The sequence below is a fragment of the Ruegeria sp. AA3 genome (assembly GCF_056542905.1).
Window position 1 is genome coordinate 138,364 of sequence record NZ_JBQGAQ010000002.1, and the last position, 23,537, is coordinate 161,900.

The following is a 23,537-nucleotide window of genomic DNA, read 5'->3' on the forward strand; positions in this document are numbered from 1 at the left end:
CATTGATTTTCAACGCGCTGCATGATTCACGGCTCGGAAATGGAGTGGTGATATAAACGACCTTTTCCAAGTGACCGATGAGCAGATGGCCAAGTTTTCCGCTTTTTACCCGAAGTCGCACGGCGGGCCATGGGGCGATGGTAGAAGGATACTAGGCGGGATTATCTTCATCAACCGCAATGGATTAAAGTGGAGAGATGCGCCCGAAGCCTACGGTCCGCACAAAACGCTCTATAGCCTCTGAAAACGTTGGCGTGAGAAGTGCATCTGCGTCCGAATGATGGTTTGCCTAGTTGCCGAACATGGCGAAGAAAAAAACCATGATGATTGATGCGACTTGTCTGAAGGCACACCGTACCGCGATCAGCATGGTCGCGAGAAAGGGGCGTGGCCGCCTGATAGCGAAACTGCCCTCAGGACGCATCGATATTTTCACAAAATGCCATTGTTCAGTTTGTTTGAGGGTACTGATGATCGAAATATAACGTGCTGGCAGATTCACCAATCTTTCTGGTCCGTGTGGGGCGTCGGCGTCGAAAAACAGGGTGTCGCCAGCTTTCAGCGGATAGATCTGATCCCCATGGCGATAATCTACTTCGCCCTCAAGCATGTAAATTGTTTCGATCCCGCCGTGTTGAAATGTCGGATTTGGCAATGAGCGTGATCAAATACGGCTCCACGATTACGCCCGATCCGTTCGCACCCAAGTGTCCCAGTAAGTTATATTGGTGATTGGCGCGTGTCCCTTCGCGTTCAAGCTCCACCCCTTCTCCGGCTTTTGTGTGGACGGCTTCTCGGCGTTCTTCGAACTGTCGGAAAAAACTTGTCAGCGGCACCGACAACGCATCTGCCAGCAATTGCAGGGTCGTCAATGAAGGAGAGGTGTTGCCGTTTTCGATTTTCGACAACATGCCGATCGACAAACCGGTTAATTGGGCCAAGTAGGCAACAGTGATGTTTTGCTGTTTGCGAAAGGCCCGAACTTCGCGCCCGATCGCAACTTCTAACACCTTCTCTCGTTCGCCTGCCCGAAAGGAATGCGGATTTTGCGTCAGATTGGTAGGCATTTCGGTGTCGCGATTTTCTGTTCTGGACATTCAGCCTATTGCTATACTTGAGTTGCCTGTTTCTGCAAACATGTACCGTGCATCGCAACTTCCATACGGGCAAACATATCAACAATATTTCCTGATAGTGAAAATATCATGCTGGCTGAAAAAACAATCGAGTTGGGCATTTTGCTGTTTGATGGGTTTCCGATGGCGTGTTTGACCTCGGTGATTGAACCACTGCGGGCAGCAAACGAGATAGCGGGACAGGAGGCTTTTTGCTGGCATCTGGTTTCTGAGGCAGGGCAGAAAGTCAGGTCCAGCGCCAATGTCGGGTTCGAGGCCGACCGGCCTCTATCTGATTGTCAATCCATCGATATCCTCTTCATGCTCAGCAGTCCCGTCGCCGGGTTCCGGGACCCAAAGCAGGGCAATGGTGCATTGCGCGCGCTCGCGCGACATGGAGCAGTTCTTGGGGGTATCAGTGGTGGTGTTTTCCCTTTGGTCCGCTCAGGGGTCATGACTGGGTGTCCGGTTTCCGTACATTGGTGCTATGAGGCTGCTTTTGAGGCCGAGTTTCCAGATATCGAGGCTCGGCGCGAGGTGATTGTATCTGGTGCCAATCGTTATACCGCGGCAGGGGCAGCCGCAGCCTTTGATCTGGCCCTGCATCTGATCCAAGATCGATTGGGTAGTGAGGTCGCGCATGAAGTGGCTTGCTGGTTCCAGCACCCGATGATGCGTGGAACGAGTGTAAAACAACAGGTTCCGAATGTCCGTCAATCGGATTCCGGTGACAGATTGCCGCCGCTTGTTACCAAATCGATCGAGTTGTTCGCGGGCAGCGTCGGTCAGCCGATTTCGATCACCGAGGTCGCGCGTCAGACGGGTGTCACTCCGCGTCAGATCGAACGCGCATTCAAGCAGGCCACCGGACAAAGCCCCAGCCATTATTTTCGCGCGATGCGTATGAAGGCGGCGCGGCAGATGGTAGTGTATACAAAAGACCCGATCTCTGAAATTGCGGCAGCAGTCGGATATAGTTCCGTCGCACCGTTAGTGACACATTATCGCGCAGCCTTCGGCTTGAGCCCAAGCGAGGACCGCCGTCGGATTAACCGCTTTCGAGTTGAGGATAATGCTCCGCTGCCCTCAAGCTGAACTGCGTGTCACAGTGCGGATTTCATTGCAGTGACAATCGCATGTTGCAGAGATTGGGCTGAAGATCGCGGAGCGTATATACTGAACAAATCGGTTGACCGGCGCAGGAGGAAGCATGCCAGGTGGTGAATTGAGGTTCGTGCTGCGCCGCCTGTCGCCAAATTTTTGCAGTCCAGATTGCACAACAATTCCAGCACCGACTGAACATCGGGACCTTTTAGATCAAACCGGGCCCAGGCATCCGTCTGTTCGGACACCGAAGCAGCATCTTTGGTGCCATCTTTCACCAATTCCGCAAGACCCTCATGACTTTCGAAGGGAGCCTCGACAATCCATTGTTCGGGTCCAGCCCAAAAGGCTATGAGGTTTTGTCCTGAAAACTGACCGATACCAGGTGCCTTCTGCCCGATCAAAGCGGCCAACGCCGAATGAGTTTCGCCTTCACGCCCCAGGCGCGCCGCGACCGAAGCCAGCGCAACATCGGGGACTTCACTGCAGGTTACGCTGCCAATGGTGCAGGTTTCCGGGTCCGCTCCACCAAGTGCGGTTAACGCGATAAGATCATGCACGGAGCCGTTCTCCCTCAGGGTCGACAAAATGGGACGAAACAATCTCGACCTCGACGGTCAGATCGGTTAGCGGCGACACAAGGCGCATCTTCTCGCCATGACGGTCACTTCCGTTCGTCAGAAAGCCCAGACCGATATAGCAGTTCAGAGAAGGCGAGAAGGCGGCTGAGGTGACATAGCCCTGATCATGCGCGGCATCGACCGGACCGGATGCATCCATGAGATGCGCGCCAGCGGTGATCTTATCGGCGCTGTTCACGGGTTTGACGCCGACCATGTTCAACGCATCAGCCTCGTTCAGCCCTTCACGCTCTGACAGAACTGAACCAATGCTGTCTTTCTTCTTTGATACCATCCGATCCATGCCAAGGTTCAGTGCGGTTGTGGTTCCATTTAGTTCGTTGCCCGCCGCATGACCTTTTTCGATCCGCATAACGCCCAATGCTTCCGTGCCATAGGGCACCACGTTGAATTCTTCGCCTTCGACCATCAATCGTCGCATGAGGGCATCGCCATAGCGGGATGGGACCGCGATCTCGAATGCCAATTCACCCGAGAATGATATCCGGAACAGACGAGCACGTAATCCACCGCAAACGGTAGTGTTGCCGCAGGCCATAAAGGGGAAACCGTCATTCGAGATATCGAATTCTGGATCCACTATTTTCTGCAGCAACTTACGTGAATTCGGGCCAGCAACAGCGTATTGTGCCCAGGCTTCGGTGGTCGAGATCAATTGCACGTCCATGTCCGGGAATAGGCATTGCCGTACAAACTCCATGTGCTGGTAAACTTTTACCGCATTGGCCGTCGTTGTTGTAACCACAAAATGATCTTCGGCCAGTCGTGCTGCGGTGCCATCATCCATTGCAATGCCATCTTCACGCAGCATAAGCCCATAGCGGGTTTTGCCGACGGCTAGCTTGGCAAAACCATTGCAATAGATCCGGTTCAGGAAATCCGCTGCATCGGTGCCCTGTACATCAATCTTGCCCAGCGTGGTGCAATCGCACACCCCGACCGAGGCACGAGTCTGGCGCACTTCGCGGTCAACGGATTGCCGCCAATGCGTTTCTCCCGGTAACGGGAACCATTGAGCGCGCAACCAGTTGCCGACTTCAACAAACACTGCACCGCGCTCTTTGGCCCAGTGGTGTGATGGTGTCAGACGGGTGGGGTGAAATTCCTTACCCCTCATACGGCCCGCAAAGGTTGCTATTGGCACTGGCGTATAGGGTGGGCGGTAGATAGTGGTGCCGACTTGCGGAATGGATTTCCCGGCGATTTCGGCCATAATTGCCAAGCCGCCCATGTTCGAAGTCTTACCCTGATCGGTTGCCATGCCCAGCGTGGTGTAACGTTTGAGATGCTCGACCGACTGGAAGCCTTCCTGATGGCTGAGCTTTACGTCTTTGACAGTTACGTCGTTCTGTTGATCCAGCCATGCCCGCGAGCAGCCTTGGACATACCAGAATGGCGTCTGAGTGACCGGAGCATCTTCGGCCGTTGGAATCGCGATGGCATCGCTTTTCAAGTCAAGTGCGTGGGTGGCGGCTTCGGCACCGGATTTCAAGGCACCATGGGTGGACATGATGCCATTTGCGGCTCCGGCGACTGTCAGGCCCGGAGGCAACGTATCGCTGGGGACAAAGGCAGACAGGGTCTCATTCCAGACCGGGCGACCGCGTTGGTGGCAGGTCAGGTGCACATTCGGGTTCCAACCGCCTGAGATACCAAGCGCACCAACATCCAATGTGCGGTTTGAGCCGTCGGCCAATTTGACTTTGGCGAAAGTTAAACCAAGACGCCCTTTGGTATCGATAACCTCAGCGCCGCGCAGCACCTCATAGTCACCGTTCAGAGGGGCCTCGGGCCGAATGTCAACAACGGCCGCGATTTTCACCCCTTTGGCGTGCAGATCGGCTGCGGTGCGGTGGCCATTGTCATTGTTGGTAAAAATAGCCACGCGTTGCGCGGGGGTGGCGGCGAAACGGTTAGCATAACTGCGCAGCGCTCCGGCTAGCATGATGCCTGGCCGATCATTGTTCTCAAAGGCAATCGGGCGCTCGGTTGCGCCCGCGCACAAGAGGGCGCGCCCAGAATAGATGCGCCATAGGATTTGACGGGGTTTGCCCTCGGATGGAGCGGACAGATGATCGCCTTTCCGTTCGACTGCCCCGTAAATTCCATGATCATAAGCACCGATAACGGTTGTGCGCGGCATCAGGCGGACATTCGGCATCGCGGACAACTCCGCCACCGTCTGTGTAATCCAGTTTGCAGCGATGTCGTCGTTCAGCGAGTAAGTTTCGCTATTCAAACGACCACCGAGGGCAAAATCCTCATCCGCCAGTATCACGTCGGACCCCGCACGACCGGCGGTCAGCGCTGCCATCAATCCTGCCGGACCCGCGCCGATAATTAGAAGGTCGCAGTGCCTAAATCCCTTGTCATATTCATCAGGGTCTTCCTGCATCGACATGGTGCCCAGCCCTGCAGCCCGGCGGATAACAGGTTCATAGAGCTTCTCCCAGAATGCGGCGGGCCACATGAAGGTTTTGTAGTAGAAGCCTGCGGTCAAAAAATTTGAAAACCGATCATTGATCGCCATCGCGTCAAACCTGAGGCTTGGCCATCGGTTCTGAGAATGCGCTTCGAGCCCGTCAAACATCTCGATCGTCGTGGCCCGTGTGTTGGGTTCTTTGCGATTTTCCGTACGCAGTTCAACCAAGGCGTTGGGCTCTTCAGACCCGGCGCTCAAAATACCACGGGGGCGGTGGTATTTGAATGATCGCCCAATCAGGCGCACGCCGTTGGCTAGAAGGGCGGATGCCAGAGTGTCTCCCGGATGCGCCGTGAAGCTGTGGTTGTCAAATTTGAAATTCAGAGTACTGGTGCGGTCGATTTGGCCGCCGTTGAGCCGGTTGACTTGGGTCATTTGGAACGTCCTTGCATCCGGGCTACATCACGGGCCAATTCCACTTTCGAAATCTCATGCGTAACCGTATTGCGTGTCACGACGAGCCAGGATCGATCCCCCCCTTCGTGAAACCACAGCTCACGGTGTTCGCCCGCTGGATTGTCGCGCAGATAGGCGTAATCATAGAATGTCTCGACTGCGTTTTGAGCTTGCCAGTCGGGACGGTTTATCAAGGACGCGTCGCCCAGATACACGAACTCTGAACTGTCACGGGGACCCAGCAATGGATGTTGGATGATCATTTTTGGCTTCCTCAGTGCAGATTGGGCTGATTGCCCATACCTTTTTCGTCAATCATCCGACCGGTGCGAAAGCGGTCAAAGCGATAGGCGGTCGCTGTTGGGTGTGGCTCGTCCTTTGCCAGCAGATGCGCGAAACAATGGCCCGATGCAGGAGTGGCCTTGAAGCCGCCATAGCACCAGCCGCCATTGAAATAGAGCCCGTCGATATGTGTGCGGTCGATAATGGGCGACCCGTCCATGGACATATCCATGATCCCGCCCCACATGCGCAGCAGCCGCGCGCGGCCGATCATTGGCATCAGCGCCATGCCGCCTTCGCAAACATCTTCAACTACTGGCAGGTTTCCGCGCTGAGCGTAGGAGTTGTAGCCGTCGATATCGCCTCCAAATACCAAGCCGCCTTTATCGGATTGGCTGACATAGAAATGTCCCGCACCAAAAGTGATGACGCCCGGCAGGAGCGGCTTCAAACCCTCGGAGACAAACGCTTGCAGCACGTGGCTTTCAATCGGCAGTCGCATACCCGCCATTCCCATCAGACGCCCCGAATTCCCGGCAACGGCACAGCCAACCTTACCGGCCCCGATGAAACCTCTCGAAGTTTCAACGCCCACGCATGTGCCGTTTTCGATGCGGAATCCGGTGACTTCGCAATTCTGAATGATATCGACGCCGTGACTATCCGCCGAGCGCGCATAGCCCCATGCTACGGCATCGTGACGAACGGTGCCGCCGCGTCGTTGAGCCAGACCGCCTTTGATCGGGAAACGCGCGTTGTCAAAATTGAGGAACGGATACTCCTTGCGTACCTGTTCGGCATCCAGCAGTTCGGCATCCGCGCCGTTTAGGATCATGGCATTGCCGCGTCGCGTGAAGGCGTCGCGCTGTGCGTCCGAGTGGATCAGGTTGATAATCCCGCGCTGACTGACCATTGCATTGTAATTCAGGTCCTGTTCTAGACCTTCCCAAAGTTTCAATGAGAATTCGTAGAAAGGTTCATTACCATCCAGCAGATAATTTGAACGTATGATGGTCGTATTGCGCCCGACATTGCCGCCGCCAATCCAGCCTTTCTCGATCACAGCAACATTGCGAAAGCCGTACACTTTGGAAAGGTAATGGGCCGTCGACAGACCGTGACCGCCGCCGCCGATGATGACAATGTCATATTTCTGTTTGGGTTCGGGATCACGCCACGCCGGTTTCCATCCTTTGTGACCGCGAAGCGCTTCTTTGATGACGGTGAAACCGGAATATCGCATGAATCAGACCTTTTTCCAAAGAATCGCTTTATTTTGGTGAATTGGATACTCTCAAATCCGACATCTATGGCCCTGAATCAGACCTGAATGGCAGGCTGTGACTAAGTTCTCTTTACGCTAGGGCAATTCTATCGAATGTGGGTGCTGGATACATCATGTCTGTCATGACTAATGGAATGAAACGCCTGCGCAGATCTTGCGTCGAACCTAATTGAGCTTGGATCGGTCGCGTGTTTGCAATCCGACGACGCTGAGGCAGGCAAATAAAATTGCGGCCACACAGACGATGGACGGACCGGCAGGTGTATCGAACATATAGGCCGCCCTTAGACCAGTGACCGCCGAGAATGCGCCAATAGCGGCGGCGATCAATGCCATCGATTCCGGTGATCGCGCCAAACTTCGAGACGCTGCAGCAGGTATGATCAGCAACGCAGCGATTAACAGAACACCCACCACCTTGATTGCCACTGCCACTGTTATGGCAAGCGCCAATGTCAGGATTAACTGCTCGCGTCTGGGATTGAAGCCGCTGGCATATGCCAGCTCTTCGTTTAACGTGGCCGTCAGTAGGTGAGACCAGCGCCACGCGATCAGCGCTACGACAAGGACGGCGCCGCCCCAGATTACAAGCAAATCGGTACGCGATACGGCAAGGATATCGCCGAAGAGGTAGGCCATAAGGTCAATTCGTACGCCGGACAGAAAGGAAACGGCGACGAGGCCAAATGCGAGGGCGGAATGCGCCATAACACCTAGCAGAGTATCCATCGCATACCCGCGCCCGGACAACAGTGTTACGGTAAGCGCCATCGCAAGCGCAACCGCCAATGCCCCAGTAAAGACTGACAACTGAAATGTCAGCGAAAGCGCGATCCCCAAGATTGCGGCATGCGCTGTGGCATCTCCGAAATACGCCATCCGACGCCACACGACAAAGCAGCCCAGCGGGGCTGCGGCGAAAGCCACGCCAACGCCTGCCAGCGTTGCGCGTGTCATAAAATCATCAAGCATTATTCTGCCGCTTCTTGAGAGGTTTCACAGTGATCGTGATCATGGTCATGATCATGCCGATATAAGGCCAACGCACCGCCTGTTCCGGTCCCGAACAGAGCGCGGTATTCCGGGGCCGAGGCCACCACAGCGGGGGAGCCTTCGCAACACACGTGTCCGTTCAGGCAGACCACGCGATCTGAAGCGCTCATGACCACGTGCAATTCGTGGCTGATCATCAGAACGGCGCATCCGGTTTCGCGCCTGACTTCTTCGATCTGGTGATAAAACGCAGCCGATCCCGGTTGGTCGAGTCCCTGCGTTGCCTCGTCCAATAGCAATACATCTGGTTGGTTTATCAGGGCCCGCGCCAGCAGCACGCGCTGAAATTGCCCACCTGACAATTGCGACATCTGTCGTTTCAGCAGATCTGGCACCCCGGCAGTTTCGAGCGCTTTTTCGCATTCTACTTTGGAAACGCGATCGGTCAGCCGCATGAACCTCTCGACCGAGATTGGCAGTGTCGGATCGATGTGCAGTTTTTGAGGCACATATCCAATTTTCAATCCTGGTTTCAATGAAACCTGTCCTGCGGTTGGTTTTGTTGCACCAATGATGGCCCTCAACAGGCTGGTCTTGCCTGATCCGTTGGGACCGACGATGGTTACTATCTCTCCGGCCTCGACAACCATATCTACATGTCGCAGAACTGTATTCGCGCCGTAACGTACGCTGAGATTCTCAACGGAGATCAAGCTCATTTCTACGCCTTTTCAGTGCAGCTGGGGCAAAGCCCTTCGGCTTCTACAACCGTTCGCTCTATTTCAAAACCCGTTGCACGTGCAGCTGCGCCAAGTATCCCCTTGGCTGGTGCAGACTGCGCTTCGGCCACAGCGTCACATTTTCGGCAGATCATGAACGCCGGCGAATGGTCTGCTCCGGGATGAGAACACGCGACAAATGCGTTCAAACGTTCGATCTTGTGAACAAATCCATTTTGGACAAGAAAATCAAGCGCACGGTAAGCCACTGGTGGCTGCGAACCAAACCCTTCCTCGCGCAGCGCATCAAGAATGGCATAGGCCCCCAAGGCTCGATGCTCCTGCAGCAACATCTCAAGTACTTTTCGCCGCACAGGCGTTAGTCGCAACCCTTCTTTTTTGCACCGAGCTTCGGCTGTGGTCAGCGCAGTCTCAACGCAATTTTTGTGATCGTGTTTATGAAACCCAACAAGTGCGTCGTCGCAAACAGGATTGGGAGTGGCTTCACTTGTCATGTTATTCCATATCATGTATGTCGCTCGCAATGTTATACAATCACACTGAGGGTCCGATGTCCAGAAAGCTGCTCTTACAATCGATCACCGCTGCGTTAATGGGTGGAACAGCCATGGCGGATGCCCCAAAGGTGGCCGTCGACATTGCACCCGTCCACTCGTTGGTAGCCCGTGTTATGGAAGGTGTTGCAACACCTGATCTGGTCATCCCAGCGGGCGCATCGCCGCACGAATACAACCTGCGTCCCTCGGAAGCCTCTGCGCTGCAAGAGGCTGATCTGGTGTTCTGGATTGGCGAGGATCTGACACCCTGGTTGGAAGGCGCTGTCGAGACACTCAGCGATGGTGCCACGGTCACAACGCTTCTGGAATCGGATGGAACGGTTCTGCTTGATTTCCGTGAGAACGCATTATTCGAAGTACATGACCATGGGGATCACGATGACCATGGTCATGATGATGATCATGCGGAAGACGAAAAGCATGATGAGCACGATCATGAAGAAGAGCACGCACATAATGATCATGGCCACGACGATCACGATGATCACGATAGCGAAGATCACAATGATCATGCGGATCACGATGATCATGACCACGACGATCATGCTGATCATGACGATCACGGGCACGGCGAGCATGATCCTCATGCCTGGCTTTCACCGGCGAATGCAGAAATCTGGCTGAATGTCATTGCGGCCCAGCTTTCTGCCGCTGATCCTGACAACGCTGGTGCATATTTTGCAAATGCGGCTGCAGCGCGCGAAGAAATGGCAGCATTGTCAGATGAGGTAGCTGAAACACTGAAGCCAGTTCAAGGCGGTCGTTTTATCGTATTCCATGACGCCTATCAGTATTTCGAGGACGCCTTTGATTTCCGGGCTTCTGGCGCAATTTCTCTTGGCGATGCAACCGATCCCAGCCCGGCGCGTATCTCGGATATTCAGGGGCGTATCCAGGAAGAAGGTATTGAGTGCGTTTTGACTGAGCCGCAATTCAACCCAGGAATTGTTGCAACTGTTTTAGACGGTACAGAAGCAAAGACTGCCGTAATTGACCCGCTGGGCTCTGACCTTGATCCCGGGGTTGAGCTTTATCCGCAAGTCATTCGCAATTTGGCAAACTCACTGGCTGAATGCCTGTGATCCAATGAGCAGCCCGGCCGTTGCCAATAGGCGGTCGGGCTGAACATCCGCAAGCGTAACCAAATACGTTAATTGTCAGGATGTCGAACAGCACAAGCCAAGGGTGGCGGCTTCTTAAAAAGACGCCATCAAATTACGTGCTCTGATGGGCGAGATTGACCCAGAACGCGACACCGTGATCCAGTGCATCGTCGTTAAAGTCATAAGACGCGTTGTGCAGGGGCATCGCAGCCGGGCCGTCCAGTCCGTTACCCATCAGGATGAACGCGCCGGGGCGGTGTGTCAGAAACTCGGCAAAATCTTCAGAGAAACCTACTTGACCAAATTCCGCATCTACCGAACCTACCTCGCGCGCAGCACTGACGATGGTTGCAGTGGCTTCAGGGTTGTTCTTGAGCGGCCTGAAAGATGTTGAGTATTTTAGCGTTGCCGCGGCACCTTGCGCGGCACACACGCCCTCCACAATAGCACGCATTCTGGTCTCGATAGTGGCAGACACCTCGCTGGAAAAGCCACGGCAATCCCCCCGCAACACCACGTTGCTTGGCAGGATATTACGTGCTCCATCTGTGAGGAATTCAGTGACAGAAACGACCGCATGTTCACTTGCCGGTAACGACCGAGATACGATCGATTGTAGCTGCAGCACAATCGCCGAGCCCGTCACGATAGGATCAATTCCTTTGTCCGGCATCGAAGCATGACCGCCTTGGCCAGCAATCTGAATCTCAAAATTGTCCTCGAACGCGCAAAACGCTCCGGATTGCGTTGCAAAATGACCAAGCGGCATACCAGGCATATTATGCAGTCCAAAAATCGCGGACATGGGAAATCTGTCGAAAAGTCCATCCGCAATCATCGCGGCGGCTCCATTTCCGTTCTCTTCGTCGGGCTGGAATATGAAATGTATGGTTCGCTTAAGCGTCGGGTCATCCGCAAGCTTTAGGGCCGCACCCAACAGCATTGTGCTGTGCCCATCATGACCACATCCATGGAACTTGCCTGGGGTTTCTGAACGATGCGCAAACGTATTGGCCTCGTCTATTGGCAGCGCGTCCATGTCGGCGCGAAATCCAAACGCGGTTTCCCCAGGACCTCGGCGCAGCGTCGCAACAAGGCCGGACTTACCTATGCCACGCGTGACCTCCAGACCAGCTTGTTCCAATTGCTCGCCTATCAGGCGGGGTGTTCTGACAAGGTCAAAGCCGATCTCAGGGTGTGTGTGCAAGTCACGACGAAAGCGGGTGAGGTCAAGCATCATGAAGGCCTTTCTTGGATAGATTTCTCAGCGGTTGAACATTGTTTTGGCCAATCACGCTGTAGGTCCCGCAATTGCAGATGGCGGGATTGCTTATTCCATGCATCGCACCGACACAACCTCGGCTGTAGACAGCGCATCGCTGATCGCCATCCATTCGCCCTGGCTGTTCTCTGGTGCAGCACCTTTTGGCACTCCAAAATTTTTTGAATGCGAAGTCAGTTGGACCAAATACGTCCACTGCATCGCGGGTGATATATATACAGTCCGTCTGTAAATCGGTGATTTCGGAAAATCCAGCCGCAGAAACTAGTGGTTGTCTGGAGGGTCTCTGACACTTCGATTTGCCGCTTTGCATCTTGCGGCGGCGGGGCATCTAATCACCAAAAGGGCAGTGGATACATACCGGCTCATCGCTGAAAGTGTGAGGGCTCATAGAATCCAGCAAATTGACCATAAGCTGAAACGGCAGAATGCCCTTAGAATATTGGTCGGAGTGAGAGGGTTCGAACCTCCGACCCCTGCCTCCCGAAGATCGGTGCAGAGGGCCAAGTTATTGATTTTTAGTCAAAGGAGCCCTGTTTTCCAGGCGTTATCGCCAATCAAACAAGCCAAGTTCAGGTTCGGCAGGTTCATTGAACCTCAGAGCACTGTCTACATGGTCCGCTAGTTATCGTGGTCTATGTTCAGTGCTGGTTTGTTCTCTAAATTATTGCCCAGATCCAGCCCACTTATGCACGGCGAAGAGCTCTGCCATGAGTCAGGCCGTTCACTTTCTCCAAGATTGCGCCTGCGTCAATGCAGTGGTGGCGATATAGATCGCCGATTGTTCCGGTCTGACCAAAATGCTCGACACCCATTGGGATAGTCTGATGTCCAAGCACTGCCCCGAGCCAAGAGAGAGTCGCGGGATGACCATCGATGACGGTGACCAACTTGCAGTGTGGCGGGAGGTCGGACATCAGGGTTTCAATGTGGGAGCGTGCCGCTTGGTTACCGCGCGAACGCGCTCGTTGAGCGGCGGTCCATCCAGCATTCAGGCGATCTGCGGATGTCACGGCCAATACACCTATGTCGCGACGGCCTTCACCAATCATACCGGCGGCCTTGATTGCCTCCGGCGCGACTGCTCCTTGATAGGCGATTACAACTTCGCAATTGGGCCCCGGTTTTCGTAGCCAATAGGCCCCGTCGATGGCACCTTGGCGGAACTCGTCGTCGACACGCTTTCCAGGTTGTTCAATCGGGTTGGTGGTCAGGCGCAGGTAGACAGACCCTCCGGTTTCATCGCGTAGCCATGTGCGCTCGTCGGGCTGCCCTTCGCCATCGCGCTGCAGGTAATCGAAGGCCCATTCCATAATCACCGCCAGCTCGTCGGCAAAAGCGGGTTCAAAAGCGGCCAACCCGTCTTGGCTCATGCCGATCAGCGGTGTTCCAACGGATTGGTGTGCTCCACCTTCGGGGGCGAGTGTGACGCCCGAAGGTGTGCCAACCAGCATGAAACGCGCGTCCTGATAGCAGGCGTAATTCAGCGCATCGAGGCCGCGGCTGACAAATGGATCATAGACGGTGCCAATTGGGATCAGCCGCTTACCGAACAGGGAATGCGACAAACCCGCCGCTCCCAGAAGCAACATGAGGTTCATTTCGGCGATACCAAGCTCGATATGCTGCCCTTCGGGCGTGAATTCCCATTTCGCCGTCGAAGGGATCCGGTGTTCTATGAAGGCGTCGGATTGTTCGGATCGGGCAAATAGCTTGCGCCTGTTCACCCAAGGACCAAGGCTTGTCGTGCCTGTCACATCTGGGGAGGTCGTCACTATGCGTTCGGCCATTGGGCCGTCGCCTTTGGACAGACCGTCAAGGATCTTGCCAAGCGCCATCTGGGTCGAGATTTCGCGGCTGGTGTCGATTCCGATTGGCGGCACTTCCAGCTTGCCATCAAAATAGCGGCGCGGACCCTTGGCAAAGAAGGGCGTATTTGCAAGGAAATCCTTGAGCTTTTCTGGGTCCTGCACTGTTGCAAGCGGCTCCCATTCTTCGCCCTTCGGCACACCCATATGCGACTGCCACGCGGCAAACTGGTTATTGTTCATCAGCCCGCCGTGATTGTCCTTGTGGCCTGCAATGGGGGTGCCCCATCCTTTGACGGTGTAGGCCAGGAAACATGTTGGGCGATCATGATCGATGTCGGCAAATGTTTGGGCCATAGTCTCGACGCAGTTGCCGCCGAGGTTTTCCATAAGAGCGGCGAGCTCTGCATCCGTGCGCCGTTCGATTAGAGCGGTCACATCCCCCTGATCCCCCAGATCGTCCAAGAGACGTTGTCGCCAATTCGCACCACCCATGAAAGTCAAAGCGGAGTAATCCTGGTTGGGACAAGCGTCGATCCAATCACGCAGGCGGTCCCCGCCGGGCTCGTCGAAGGCGGCGCGTTGCAAGACACCATATTTCACACGAACGACATCCCAGCTGAACGCATCGAAGATCTTCTCGATCCGTTCAAACAGCCCTTCCCGGACGATACCGTCCAGCGACTGTCGGTTGTAATCGATGATCCACCACGTGTTTCGTAGGTCGTTTTTCCAGCCTTCTTGTAATGCCTCATAGACGTTGCCTTCATCCAGTTCGGCATCGCCTACCAAGGCTACCATACGACCCATTGGCGCGTCTGAACCCCAGCTTTTGGCCTTGATGTAGTCTTGAATGATCGAGGCAAACGAGGTGATCGCGACACCTAAGCCCACAGACCCGGTCGAGAAATCAACATCATCAATATCCTTTGTCCGGCTGGGATAACTTTGCACACCCCCAAATCCGCGGAAATTCTCCATCTTCTCGCGGGTCTGATTGCCCATGAGATACTGAATCGCGTGAAATACCGGCGACGCATGCGGTTTGACTGCGACCCGGTCCTCAGGGCGTAGGGCCGAGAAGTAGAGCGCGGTCATGATTGATACCATCGAAGCAGACGAAGCCTGATGGCCACCGATTTTGATCCCATCCACCTTTGGTCGGACATGGTTGGCATGGTGGATCATCCAATGAGACAACCACAACAGGCGCTGTTCGACGATCTTCAGTTGGGTGGGATCGATGTGCATGTTGGTCTCCGGGTTTAGGCGGCGCTGCGGGCAGGGTAGGGCAAAGCTTGTTCTAGGTCTGCAAGGATATCTTCGACATCCTCCAGCCCGACGGACAGACGGATCAGGCCATCGCTAATCCCATGCTCGGCCCGCTCTTCCGGGGTATACGTCGAATGCGTCATGGATGCGGGGTGCTGGATCAGGGTTTCCGCGTCACCCAAGGACACCGCACGCTGGATCATATTCAGGCGGTTCATGAACTCAATCCCGCCGGACAGGCCGGATTTGATTTCAAACGCTATCATGGCGCCGGGTTGGGACATCTGGCGCTGCGCGACATCATGCTGGGTGAAACTCTCAAGACCGGGAAAATAAACTTCGCCGACAGCGGGATGTGCTTCGAGGAAATCTGCGACGACCTTGGCGGACGCGCAGTGACGATCCAGACGTAGGTTCAGTGTTTTCAGACCACGCAGGATCAGCATCGCGTTGAAAGGGGCCATTACCGCGCCGGTCATGTCCTTCATCCCAACAAGGCGGATCTCAGAAATCTGTTCAGCGGTTCCTGCAACAAGACCCGCGACCACATCACCATGCCCGCCGAGGTATTTGGTAGCAGAGTGCAGCACGATATCTGCCCCGTGCTCGATCGGGCGGGTCAGATATGGGCTGGCATAGGTGTTGTCGACGACGACCGTGGCACCGACCGAGTGCGCAATTTCGGCGCTGGCGGCGATGTCCACCAAGCGCATGTTCGGATTGGCCGGAGTTTCGAAATAGACAACGCGGGTTTTGTCAGAAACCGCTGCTTTCAGGTTCTCGGGGTCTGTCATGTCGACATGTGTGATCGTGACCCCCCATTTCGCCAAACCGTGGCGCATAAAGGCGAAGGTGCAGCCATAGAGCGTTTTGTCCACGATGACTTCGTCACCTGGCGACAGCAGGGTCCAAAGCACTGCCGTGATCGCCCCCATGCCGCTTGAGAGAGCCAGTCCAGCCTCGGCGCCTTCAAGCACGGCAATGCGTTGTTCCAGAAGGTCGCATGTGGGGTTCGAAATGCGGCTGTAGATATGACCTTCACGCTCGCCGGCGAACATCTCTCCACCAGCCTCTGCGGTTTCAAAGGTAAACGTGGACGTCAAATGCAGCGGTGGTGTCAGCGCACCATCATTTTCCAGTGGGTTGTAAGCGTGGTGAATGGCGCGGGTGGCAAATCCGGTTGAACGAGTCATTGCAAGCTCCTGAATCATGTTGGAGCCAGTTTGCGCCTTTACTTTGAGCTAATGGTTGCTAAATATGCCAACTTGATCGGCGATATTGGCATATTCTGCCAAGAAAGAGGGTGAAATGGACGCTAAGGATAGGCAGATTATTCGAGCGCTGCAGCGGGACGGGCGCATGACGAACCAGGATCTTGCCGACGAAGTGAACCTGTCTCCCTCACCGTGTTTGCGCCGGGTCAAAAACCTTGAAGCCAACGGAGTGATAAAGGGATACAGCGCCGACGTTGACGCTGCCGCGTATGGGATGGCCATTACCGTCTTCGTTCGTATCCGGTTAGAGCGACACAATGAAACGGACGTTCAGAGCTTCGAAAAGCGTGTTCGGATGATTGATGAAGTTCTTGAATGCCACGTGTTGACCGGGGCGATGGACTATCAGTTGCGGGTTTTGGTATCGGATCTCGAGGCCTACGAGGAATTTATTCGTCACCGAATTCATCCGATCGGTGGGATAGCTTCGATCGATACCAGCTTTGTCTATGGAACAGTGAAAAAGACCGCTGTTTTTCCGCCCGGATAGATGGGCCGAGTTAGAATGAGTCGTTGCCAATCGGCTAAACATTTTAGTTGATTGATTTTTTCCCTCCGCAATTTCCCATTCTCACCGTCGCTATATCAAAGACATGCAGCGCGTGCTGCATCACTTATGAGAGGATAGCGATGATAAACAAACCGTATGGAGACACCCGGATGGCGAAGTATGTCGAACGGAGGGTGCTCGAACTGAAACCTACCAAGAGCCAAGCCGAGATCGCGGCGCAGGTGGGATACGTCAACCCGAACATGATCACGATGATCAAGCAGGGTGGTTCCAAAGTAGCATTGGATCGCGAAGCCGCTTTGTCCGATTATGTCGTTGAATGGGCGGGTGGACCTGTGAAGTCGATCAAGAAGGGATTCAAAGCAGCAGCAGTCGCGGCGGGCCTGCCTGATGTGTCACCACATGTGCTGCGGCATACAGCTGCAGTTCATATGGCGGAGGCAGGCACTCCGATGGATGAGATTGCTCAGTTTCTCGGCCATTCAGCCTCTCGGATCACCGCGTCCGTCTATGCACGCTATAGCCCCGAGCACCTGCGTAAAGCTGCCAACGCGTTAGAGTTCGACTAATGCTCAGGTTCAACGAACCTCGGATCACTGTCTTGAAAATACAAAAGGCGCCCTCAGGCGCCTTGTTTTATTGGTCGGAGTGAGAGGATTCGAACCTCCGACCCCTGCCTCCCGAAGACAGTGCTCTAAAAACGCTCACGTACTGAACACCCCTTCAATGCCTTATAAAATAAAGGTCCCGAGAGTAAATCTCTACGTAGGACTACGCTGGTCTACTATTTCATATTGCGGGACTGGCGCGGGACCATTGACCTCAGAGCACTGTCCTGCCACAAACAATCTGTCACCATGAAAAGAGACCAAGATGAACGACCAAACCGCGACCGTTGTCGCCTTTCCCGAACAACCGAAAAAGCGCCACCGCGCAGAGCGTATGATGCTCACGGACAAGATGGCGCGCACCTCGCTCCAACTTGAACTTGGCAAGAAGCGACAACGTATTGCCGATGCCAAGGTGATCGGGTTGTTCCTCGACCTCAGGGCGTCTGGCGGTAGAGGCTATGTCGTCCGTGGGCGCATTGCAGATGGTAAGAACAAAGCGATGATCGATGTGAGTATCGGTCAGGCTGACGCCATAACGATTGCACAGGCCCGGAAGCGTGCCACCGAGGTACTAGCCCAGATGAAGCTGGGTCTTGACCCGCGAAAAGCTGATACCGACGCCTACACCGTTGCGCGCGTGGTCGATGAGTTTATCGACCATCACCAGACCAAGGGTACCAAGACTGCCGACAAGATCGAACGGTGTGTCTGCCGCATTACCAGAGACCTTGGACAGACTGCCTTTGACACAATCACGCTTCTCCAGTGGAACAACGCCGTGGCTCGGTCGTTCAAGAGAAATGGCTACGCCCCTGCAGCCGACGACGCGAAATGGTTGCGTGCAATGGGGCGTTGGGCGCAGGAGACGGGCAGGGTCGCTACCGGCTTTGCCGCCATGGTCAAGGCACCTGAGTTGTCCAGCAGCGCCAAGGCTGAGGCTGAAGAAGCGCGCGATAGATTGTGGACGCTACATCGTGCCGAATGGCCGGTATTCTGGAAAGCGACGACTGCAGCCCGCAGCACCGTGTTCCGTGATTACCTGCGCCTTCTCTCTTTGACTGGCTTGCGTAGGCGCGAGGCATCGCTTGCGCGCTGGCGGGACATTGATCTCGACAATGGTGTGTGGCGCATCCCCGCGACCAACGCGAAGATGGCGCGGTCTCACACCGTCTATCTAGGTCCTCTCTCCACCGAGATACTTACTGGTTTGGGAGGCGACAACCCCGACACGCTTGTGTTCCCGGGCCGAGGCGGCGTGGTGATGTCGGGCTGGTCGAAGCTCATAAAGCCCGTGTCGGTGGCAATGGGGTCTCCGGTTCTGATGCACGGGCTGCGCCGTGGCTACCGCACGGCATTGGCGGAACTGGGAGTGTCTTCCGACGTCGCCGAGGCAATGATCGCCCACGCTCCTCCTAAGCTGGAGCGCACTTACGACAAGTCTGTCAGGGAACAAGAACGGCGTGACGCCCAACGCAGGCTTGAGCGAGCATGGATGGAGGATGTCACATGAACAAGCGCAACAACGGCAACGACGACGCCTACGACGCCGCAATCCTGCGCGATCTCCGGGCCATGGTGGACGAGCAAATGAAGCTTCTACACAACGTGCCCCGGGGGCGGGAGCGCGCTCTGAAGGAGGCCGACATCATGATCCGTGTCATGAAGCGTCTCGCCCCGGTCATATGGCGGGGGGAAACTTTGACAGTGCCTTCGCCATGTATGGTCGGACCCGCGACGAAGCTCTGGCGAACCCGTTTGGTGGGAATGATGCGGATGTGGAGACCGAGGCGTTCGAACTCACGCTTGGCGCTGCCGCCGACGTTCTGCACGAAGACTTCAGGGAGAGCCGTCGCAATGCTTGGCGGCAAGTATCTCACATGGTGGGCACCGACATCGCAACTCCCAAGCGGGTTGAGAACTGGTCCAAAGGCGGCAAGGAATACAAAAAACCCGGGCGTCTTGTAGGCGCGGAAGTCGCAATTGCACAGCTTCGGGCGTCTATAAAACGCCGCTGCTTGTCCGGAGACCTGAGTGCCGCAAAAACTTTTTTGCAGGAGGAACTGCGCCGATTACACAAACGATCTCAAGAGGTTGAGCAGGCGCGGATCGCTTTAGTTGGAAGTGTCCCCCTTTGACCCTATTCCGGGGGACACTCTTCGTGTGATTAATGAGGTGCCAGATCGAATGAGGATTTGGCACCATGAACGCCCCAACACGAGAAAACGTTCTCGTCGATGCGATCAAGCGCATCAACAAGGAGATCGACGCAGAGATGTCCGTGATCCCGGCTCGCGTCTCTCCCGACCAGTTGCTGGACACTGAACACCTCGCGGCATTGCTGATGGTAAGCCCCCGCACGCTCGAAACATGGCGAGCCCGGGGCCAAGGCCCTAAGGTTACAAAGGTTCGTGACCTAGTGCGATACCGCTACAGCGATGTGCTGGAGTTCATCCTTCACCAAAACCAAGAATGAAGAAGCCCGTGAAGCCGACCAAGGCTCCACGGGCTTTTTTTTTGTCACCAAGGTCCCCAACCGACCAAAGTAGGAGAACTCTATGGTCCCTTCATTACACGCTAATCTACGCCGCAGCAACTTCGCCGTTGGAGGTCTCTCATGAAGACCTCACCCACTGCACACGCAACAACGGGTGCCAGAATACCCCGAACATCACTGAGCCAAGGCGTGGCCCGCGACGTGAGCCACAGCCTGCGTGGTGCCGAGACAGCGATCAGACGAGCGTTGGAACATACGTCGAAACTCAAGAACCGCGCGGACATCGCTGCCTTGGCAGGAGACCTTGAACGCCTGCAGAAAGACCTGAGTGAGGTGAAAGCCAGCGCAGGCTGGATTGCGAGGGGGAAGCAATGAACCGTCGTGTCCGAGATGTCACCCGATTGGCCCGTCGGTATGGTCGAACCCTTAGCCATACAAGGAATGGCCACCTCCGCTTAGAGCACCCGCACCTCGACCCCATCATTACACCCGGATCGCCGTCTGATTGGCGCTCCATCCGCAAACTGCGTGCTAATCTCGAGCGCGCTCATCGCCATTGAAAGGACAACGGTCATGGCAACTGAGAAACTGAACGATGCCGCTAAAGAATGTGGTGCAGGCAAGGCGTTGGTTGATGCCGTCAAAACCGCAAGTGGTCTGAAGCACAGCGACGCTGTGCGCGCGATTAATGAATACGCGAATAACGGTCATGCCCCCGGCACCGAGATCGATCCTGAGAAGGTGTTGGCACACTTGGCCCATGGGTCTCCCTCCGAGGGGGTTGAGACCAGCGGGCGCGACGACGCATTGGGCGCGGAGCCGGAGGATATCTTCGCGCAGGCCACGCGGGCGCGGAAGGAACGTAAGCGCACAGGTACAAAGCCGAAGATCACCCGGAAGCCCATGCCGATCCCGGTGGTAACGAAGACCAAGGCTTGGTTTCGGGCCCACCCTGACGGGGCGTACACCGAAGTGCCGATCTTCATCGACCCGACATCCGAGGAGATGGAAACCAAGCCCTATTACGTGACACCTGACCTTGCCGACGAACTGGAAGGTTCTGACGGTCTGACCTACCAGACCGGCTACCTGATCTGCACAGCCAATGGGAAGGTCATGCTGTTCTTGGTCCGTGAGGCGGATCTTGAAGGAAACATGCACGCTGCCACCGAAGCGAAGCATGAGGCCTGTGCGGACGCCCAAGAGCACTGGACCCGGATGACGTGGGAAAAGGACGTGGGCCAGTATCAGATTAGCCACGCCGAGTGGGACAAGAAGGAGCCTCGCTGGCCCGCTGACATAACGGAAGAGACCGTCTTCCGCCTCGCATTCGGTAAGCAGGTTCTGGACGATTGGGATCACCCTATTCTGAAGAATTTCCGGGGTGAGGACTGATCGTGGATCTCCGGTCCCTCCCCCTCCGCCCGATCTCCGTAGACTTCGAGTACATACCGCAGGACGATGGCACTCAGAAGGTTGTCTGCGTTGTGGCAAAGGATCTGTGGAGCGGAGAAGTGTACCGGGCTTTCGGAGACGAATTGGGAGCCGCCCCGCCATACCCTCACGGGCACGGCACCGTGATGGTCGCTTACAACGCTGCCGCTGAGATTGGTAGTTACATGGCGCTGGGTTGGAAGCTACCACCAGCAACCATCGACCTGTACGCCGAACACCTCCGCATCACCAACGGACGCCCGCCCAGCAAGATGAACGGGGTTACCGGGCCGCGTGGTAGTTTGCTGGCCGCACTACGGTGTCACGGCCTGCCCGCACGGCAGAATGAGAGCAAGCGCCGGGTCATTAACCGCATTCTTGCTGGGCCACCCTTCAGCCAATCAGACCGGCAGATGATCCTTGATTACTGCCAAGAGGATGTTGAAGACGCCGGGAACCTGCTGGAGAAACTGCTTCCGCAGATGGAGGCAGCGTGGTGGGAATGCGCTTTGATCCGGGGCAGGTACTCAATCCCCACTGCGCATTTTGACAAGAACGGGTACCCCGTGGACGCCGATCTCCACGACCAGATCATCTCCTCATGGGGGGATATCCGTGCAGAGCTGGTCGCGTCCGTCGAGAGTTATGGCGTGTACCTGAACGGTAAGTTCAACCACATGCTGCTGGAAGAATTATTGGAGCGTCTCGGGATCGCAGAGGCGTGGCCTTTGACGCCGACGGGCGCACGGAGCACCAGCGAGAAGACCTATCGGGACATGGCGGACAGATACCCTGCCGTTGCCCCGTTCTGTAATGTCCAGATCGCTCTGGGCCAAATGAAGAAGGTGCAACCTTTAGGTGTAGGCCCGGATAGCCGCGCTCGGCTGGGCAAGCGGGATCTGGGGTACAAACGCCTCAACCTCCCGTATTCCGACGATGACACCCGCTCCGTTGGGTATGGGGCTTTCCGTTCGAAGACGGGCAGAAACCAGCCAATGGCATCCGAGTTCATCATGTTGCGGAACAACTGGTGGCGCACGATGGTTACACCGTCGTCAGGCAAGGCGCTCCTGTATGCAGATTGGTCGTCTCAGGAGATCGCCATCGCCGCCTTTCTCAGCGGCGACCCGAACATGATCCGACATTACCGCACCGGCGACTTCTACCTGTCTTTCGGCAAGTCTGCGGGCTTAGTTCCCGAGACCGCAACAAAGCAGAGCCACAGCCTGTTTCGCGACAAGGTGCTGAAACCCGTAAGCTTAGGTACACTTTACGGCCAGAAAGAGCATTCGATGGCGGGCAGGATTGGCCGCACTGTCCCCGAAGCAGCAGGCCTTCTCCAGAAGCACGCCCAACAATACCCCGAGTATTGGGATTGGAACCGCGACAGCATCGACAGCGCCGCCCTGTCCAGCCGGATTGAGACCCCGCTCGGTTGGCAGATGGAGGTTGCCGATATCCGGCAGACTGTGTTGGTGGACTGTGAGTGGGAACAGGAAGGTATTCGCGAAACCACCCTCCAGAACTGGCCCATGCAGGCCACGGCGGGCGACATCCTTCGGGTTGCCTGTATCGCACTTGCCGACGCCGGTTTCAGGCTCTGCTTCCCCTTGCACGACGCCGTGCTTGTGGAGGTAGATCTCGTCGAGATCTCGGATGCCTCAGCGGAGATCGCACGTCTTATGGAGGAAGCTGCCCGGTCGGTTCTAGGGCACGGCATCCCCGTAGACGTTGACGTGATAAAACCCGGCGAGAACCTGCGCGGACCTAAGGGTAAGGCTATGTGGGACATCGTCAACGCTGCGCTTACTCGCAGGGGGTATGTCACCAAATGGCCATGAATATACACACCTCCACGCCCCGTCTTGTCGCTTGGCCGGAAACCGACCCCCAACGCGGGACGATAACGGTCAAGATGCAGTCGAAGGAATACCGGTCTTTCAGGGCAGGGGGCGGGCACGTCGGTCAATGGCCGGGCATAGAAGTGTTGGAGGCTCCAGACCGGAATACCGGTTTGTTGTTCGTCCGGCGAGGTGTACCGAATGACGTGCTGGTAGCGTTAGAAGGTCAGCGAAATCCCAAAGACGAACCCGTCCGGTTCAGACAGCGGACCCGTCCGGTTCAGACAGCGGACCCGTCCGGTTCAGACAACC

Annotated in this window: 21 protein-coding genes, 1 tRNA gene and 2 pseudogenes; 12 read left to right on the plus strand and 12 right to left on the minus strand. The window is 55.8% G+C overall.

What is annotated here, in order from left to right; translation table 11 throughout:
* Window positions 1-52: 52 nt before the first annotated feature.
* Window positions 53-458, plus strand: a pseudogene (locus ACR0JR_RS05150) (transposase); the annotation flags it as partial.
* An 8-nt stretch (window positions 459-466) separates the two neighbouring features.
* On the opposite strand, the pseudogene ACR0JR_RS05155 reads toward ACR0JR_RS05150, so the two are convergent.
* Window positions 467-1,067 (minus strand): annotated as a pseudogene (locus ACR0JR_RS05155) (helix-turn-helix domain-containing protein); the annotation flags it as partial.
* A 138-nt stretch (window positions 1,068-1,205) separates the two neighbouring features.
* Here ACR0JR_RS05155 and ACR0JR_RS05160 point away from each other — a divergent pair.
* Window positions 1,206-2,210 (plus strand): GlxA family transcriptional regulator, encoded by a 1,005-nt coding sequence (locus ACR0JR_RS05160; protein ID WP_170545991.1) that lies wholly within the window; start codon window positions 1,206-1,208, stop codon window positions 2,208-2,210.
* 8 nt (window positions 2,211-2,218) lie between these two features.
* Here the strand turns inward: ACR0JR_RS05160 and ACR0JR_RS05165 are convergent, their stop codons facing one another.
* The 7 genes from ACR0JR_RS05165 to ACR0JR_RS05195 form a co-directional block, all read right to left on the minus strand.
* Entirely contained in the window at window positions 2,219-2,779 is a 561-nt protein-coding gene (locus ACR0JR_RS05165) for a sarcosine oxidase subunit gamma (RefSeq protein WP_480455308.1), read from the minus strand.
* Complete coding sequence (locus ACR0JR_RS05170) at window positions 2,772-5,717, minus strand: sarcosine oxidase subunit alpha family protein (protein ID WP_480455309.1); 2,946 nt, start codon at window positions 5,715-5,717, stop codon at window positions 2,772-2,774. The genes ACR0JR_RS05165 and ACR0JR_RS05170 overlap by 8 nt, the downstream gene beginning before the upstream one ends.
* Window positions 5,714-6,001 (minus strand): sarcosine oxidase subunit delta, encoded by a 288-nt coding sequence (locus ACR0JR_RS05175; RefSeq protein WP_480455310.1) that lies wholly within the window; start codon window positions 5,999-6,001, stop codon window positions 5,714-5,716. Before ACR0JR_RS05175 ends, ACR0JR_RS05170 begins: the two co-directional genes overlap by 4 nt.
* 11 nt (window positions 6,002-6,012) lie before the next feature.
* Entirely contained in the window at window positions 6,013-7,263 is a 1,251-nt protein-coding gene (locus ACR0JR_RS05180; protein WP_319544238.1) for a sarcosine oxidase subunit beta family protein, read from the minus strand.
* Window positions 7,264-7,470: 207 nt separating this feature from the next.
* Window positions 7,471-8,277 (minus strand): iron chelate uptake ABC transporter family permease subunit, encoded by an 807-nt coding sequence (locus ACR0JR_RS05185; protein WP_480455311.1) that lies wholly within the window; start codon window positions 8,275-8,277, stop codon window positions 7,471-7,473.
* Window positions 8,277-9,017: a metal ABC transporter ATP-binding protein gene (locus ACR0JR_RS05190; protein ID WP_480455312.1), complete on the minus strand. Its 741-nt coding sequence runs from the start codon at window positions 9,015-9,017 to the stop codon at window positions 8,277-8,279. The genes ACR0JR_RS05185 and ACR0JR_RS05190 overlap by 1 nt, the downstream gene beginning before the upstream one ends.
* Window positions 9,018-9,019: 2 nt before the next feature.
* Entirely contained in the window at window positions 9,020-9,532 is a 513-nt protein-coding gene (locus tag ACR0JR_RS05195; RefSeq protein WP_170545968.1) for a Fur family transcriptional regulator, read from the minus strand.
* Between the two features lie 56 nt (window positions 9,533-9,588).
* Here ACR0JR_RS05195 and ACR0JR_RS05200 point away from each other — a divergent pair, with 56 nt between their 5' ends.
* Window positions 9,589-10,677: a zinc ABC transporter substrate-binding protein gene (locus tag ACR0JR_RS05200; protein WP_480455313.1), complete on the plus strand. Its 1,089-nt coding sequence runs from the start codon at window positions 9,589-9,591 to the stop codon at window positions 10,675-10,677.
* Between the two features lie 133 nt (window positions 10,678-10,810).
* Here the strand turns inward: ACR0JR_RS05200 and ACR0JR_RS05205 are convergent, their stop codons facing one another.
* Window positions 10,811-11,938, minus strand: coding sequence for an amidohydrolase (locus tag ACR0JR_RS05205; protein ID WP_480455314.1), 1,128 nt, complete (start codon window positions 11,936-11,938; stop codon window positions 10,811-10,813).
* Between the two features lie 97 nt (window positions 11,939-12,035).
* Here ACR0JR_RS05205 and ACR0JR_RS05210 point away from each other — a divergent pair, with 97 nt between their 5' ends.
* Window positions 12,036-12,212, plus strand: coding sequence for a hypothetical protein (locus tag ACR0JR_RS05210; RefSeq protein WP_480455315.1), 177 nt, complete (start codon window positions 12,036-12,038; stop codon window positions 12,210-12,212).
* 454 nt (window positions 12,213-12,666) lie between these two features.
* On the opposite strand, the gene ACR0JR_RS05215 is transcribed toward ACR0JR_RS05210, so the two are convergent.
* Window positions 12,667-15,039, minus strand: coding sequence for a 1-deoxy-D-xylulose-5-phosphate synthase N-terminal domain-containing protein (locus ACR0JR_RS05215; RefSeq protein ID WP_480455316.1), 2,373 nt, complete (start codon window positions 15,037-15,039; stop codon window positions 12,667-12,669).
* 14 nt (window positions 15,040-15,053) lie between these two features.
* Window positions 15,054-16,253, minus strand: a complete 1,200-nt coding sequence (locus ACR0JR_RS05220) for a methionine gamma-lyase (RefSeq protein WP_480455317.1) — start codon at window positions 16,251-16,253, stop codon at window positions 15,054-15,056.
* 115 nt (window positions 16,254-16,368) lie between these two features.
* On the opposite strand from ACR0JR_RS05220, the gene ACR0JR_RS05225 reads away from it, so the two are divergent.
* Together ACR0JR_RS05225 and ACR0JR_RS05230 are read left to right on the plus strand one after the other, a co-directional pair.
* Window positions 16,369-16,824 carry an Lrp/AsnC family transcriptional regulator gene (locus ACR0JR_RS05225; RefSeq protein ID WP_480455318.1) on the plus strand — a complete coding sequence of 152 codons (456 nt, stop codon included), beginning with the start codon at window positions 16,369-16,371 and terminating at the stop codon, window positions 16,822-16,824.
* A 170-nt stretch (window positions 16,825-16,994) separates the two neighbouring features.
* On the plus strand, window positions 16,995-17,414 hold the full coding sequence (locus ACR0JR_RS05230) for a tyrosine-type recombinase/integrase (protein ID WP_480455319.1): 420 nt from the start codon (window positions 16,995-16,997) through the stop codon (window positions 17,412-17,414).
* Between the two features lie 75 nt (window positions 17,415-17,489).
* Here ACR0JR_RS05230 and ACR0JR_RS05235 read toward each other — a convergent pair.
* A tRNA-Pro gene (locus ACR0JR_RS05235) sits at window positions 17,490-17,567 on the minus strand.
* A 151-nt stretch (window positions 17,568-17,718) separates the two neighbouring features.
* On the opposite strand from ACR0JR_RS05235, the gene ACR0JR_RS05240 reads away from it, so the two are divergent.
* The 6 genes from ACR0JR_RS05240 to ACR0JR_RS05265 all read left to right on the plus strand — a co-directional run bounded on the left by ACR0JR_RS05240 (window position 17,719) and on the right by ACR0JR_RS05265 (window position 23,225).
* On the plus strand, window positions 17,719-18,966 hold the full coding sequence (locus ACR0JR_RS05240) for a site-specific integrase (protein ID WP_170781455.1): 1,248 nt from the start codon (window positions 17,719-17,721) through the stop codon (window positions 18,964-18,966).
* A gap of 172 nt (window positions 18,967-19,138) precedes the next feature.
* Window positions 19,139-19,591: a hypothetical protein gene (locus ACR0JR_RS05245; protein WP_480455320.1), complete on the plus strand. Its 453-nt coding sequence runs from the start codon at window positions 19,139-19,141 to the stop codon at window positions 19,589-19,591.
* Window positions 19,592-19,656: 65 nt separating this feature from the next.
* A complete protein-coding gene (locus ACR0JR_RS05250) occupies window positions 19,657-19,929 on the plus strand; it encodes a helix-turn-helix domain-containing protein (RefSeq protein ID WP_480455321.1) in 273 nt (90 codons plus the stop codon).
* Window positions 19,930-20,070: 141 nt separating this feature from the next.
* Window positions 20,071-20,325, plus strand: coding sequence for a hypothetical protein (locus ACR0JR_RS05255; protein WP_170781457.1), 255 nt, complete (start codon window positions 20,071-20,073; stop codon window positions 20,323-20,325).
* A 198-nt stretch (window positions 20,326-20,523) separates the two neighbouring features.
* Window positions 20,524-21,345: a hypothetical protein gene (locus ACR0JR_RS05260; RefSeq protein WP_170781458.1), complete on the plus strand. Its 822-nt coding sequence runs from the start codon at window positions 20,524-20,526 to the stop codon at window positions 21,343-21,345.
* Between the two features lie 92 nt (window positions 21,346-21,437).
* The gene (locus ACR0JR_RS05265) at window positions 21,438-23,225 is read left to right on the plus strand and encodes a DNA polymerase (RefSeq protein ID WP_170781459.1); all 1,788 of its coding nucleotides are present in this window, start codon (window positions 21,438-21,440) and stop codon (window positions 23,223-23,225) included.
* Window positions 23,226-23,537 lie beyond the last annotated feature (312 nt).

Coding starts and splice junctions, on each gene's coding strand:
- ACR0JR_RS05240 (WP_170781455.1), top strand. CDS start 17,719: ATGAACGACCAAACCGCGACCGTTGTCGCCTTTCCCGAACAACCGAAA.
- ACR0JR_RS05255 (WP_170781457.1), top strand. CDS start 20,071: ATGAAGACCTCACCCACTGCACACGCAACAACGGGTGCCAGAATACCC.
- ACR0JR_RS05180 (WP_319544238.1), bottom strand. CDS start 7,263: ATGCGATATTCCGGTTTCACCGTCATCAAAGAAGCGCTTCGCGGTCAC.
- ACR0JR_RS05220 (WP_480455317.1), bottom strand. CDS start 16,253: ATGACTCGTTCAACCGGATTTGCCACCCGCGCCATTCACCACGCTTAC.
- ACR0JR_RS05210 (WP_480455315.1), top strand. CDS start 12,036: ATGCATCGCACCGACACAACCTCGGCTGTAGACAGCGCATCGCTGATC.
- ACR0JR_RS05230 (WP_480455319.1), top strand. CDS start 16,995: ATGGCGAAGTATGTCGAACGGAGGGTGCTCGAACTGAAACCTACCAAG.
- ACR0JR_RS05170 (WP_480455309.1), bottom strand. CDS start 5,717: ATGACCCAAGTCAACCGGCTCAACGGCGGCCAAATCGACCGCACCAGT.
- ACR0JR_RS05160 (WP_170545991.1), top strand. CDS start 1,206: ATGCTGGCTGAAAAAACAATCGAGTTGGGCATTTTGCTGTTTGATGGG.
- ACR0JR_RS05245 (WP_480455320.1), top strand. CDS start 19,139: ATGGCGGGGGGAAACTTTGACAGTGCCTTCGCCATGTATGGTCGGACC.
- ACR0JR_RS05175 (WP_480455310.1), bottom strand. CDS start 6,001: ATGATCATCCAACATCCATTGCTGGGTCCCCGTGACAGTTCAGAGTTC.
- ACR0JR_RS05195 (WP_170545968.1), bottom strand. CDS start 9,532: ATGACAAGTGAAGCCACTCCCAATCCTGTTTGCGACGACGCACTTGTT.
- ACR0JR_RS05260 (WP_170781458.1), top strand. CDS start 20,524: ATGGCAACTGAGAAACTGAACGATGCCGCTAAAGAATGTGGTGCAGGC.
- ACR0JR_RS05205 (WP_480455314.1), bottom strand. CDS start 11,938: ATGATGCTTGACCTCACCCGCTTTCGTCGTGACTTGCACACACACCCT.
- ACR0JR_RS05185 (WP_480455311.1), bottom strand. CDS start 8,277: ATGCTTGATGATTTTATGACACGCGCAACGCTGGCAGGCGTTGGCGTG.
- ACR0JR_RS05215 (WP_480455316.1), bottom strand. CDS start 15,039: ATGCACATCGATCCCACCCAACTGAAGATCGTCGAACAGCGCCTGTTG.
- ACR0JR_RS05200 (WP_480455313.1), top strand. CDS start 9,589: ATGTCCAGAAAGCTGCTCTTACAATCGATCACCGCTGCGTTAATGGGT.
- ACR0JR_RS05190 (WP_480455312.1), bottom strand. CDS start 9,017: ATGAGCTTGATCTCCGTTGAGAATCTCAGCGTACGTTACGGCGCGAAT.
- ACR0JR_RS05250 (WP_480455321.1), top strand. CDS start 19,657: ATGAACGCCCCAACACGAGAAAACGTTCTCGTCGATGCGATCAAGCGC.
- ACR0JR_RS05225 (WP_480455318.1), top strand. CDS start 16,369: ATGGACGCTAAGGATAGGCAGATTATTCGAGCGCTGCAGCGGGACGGG.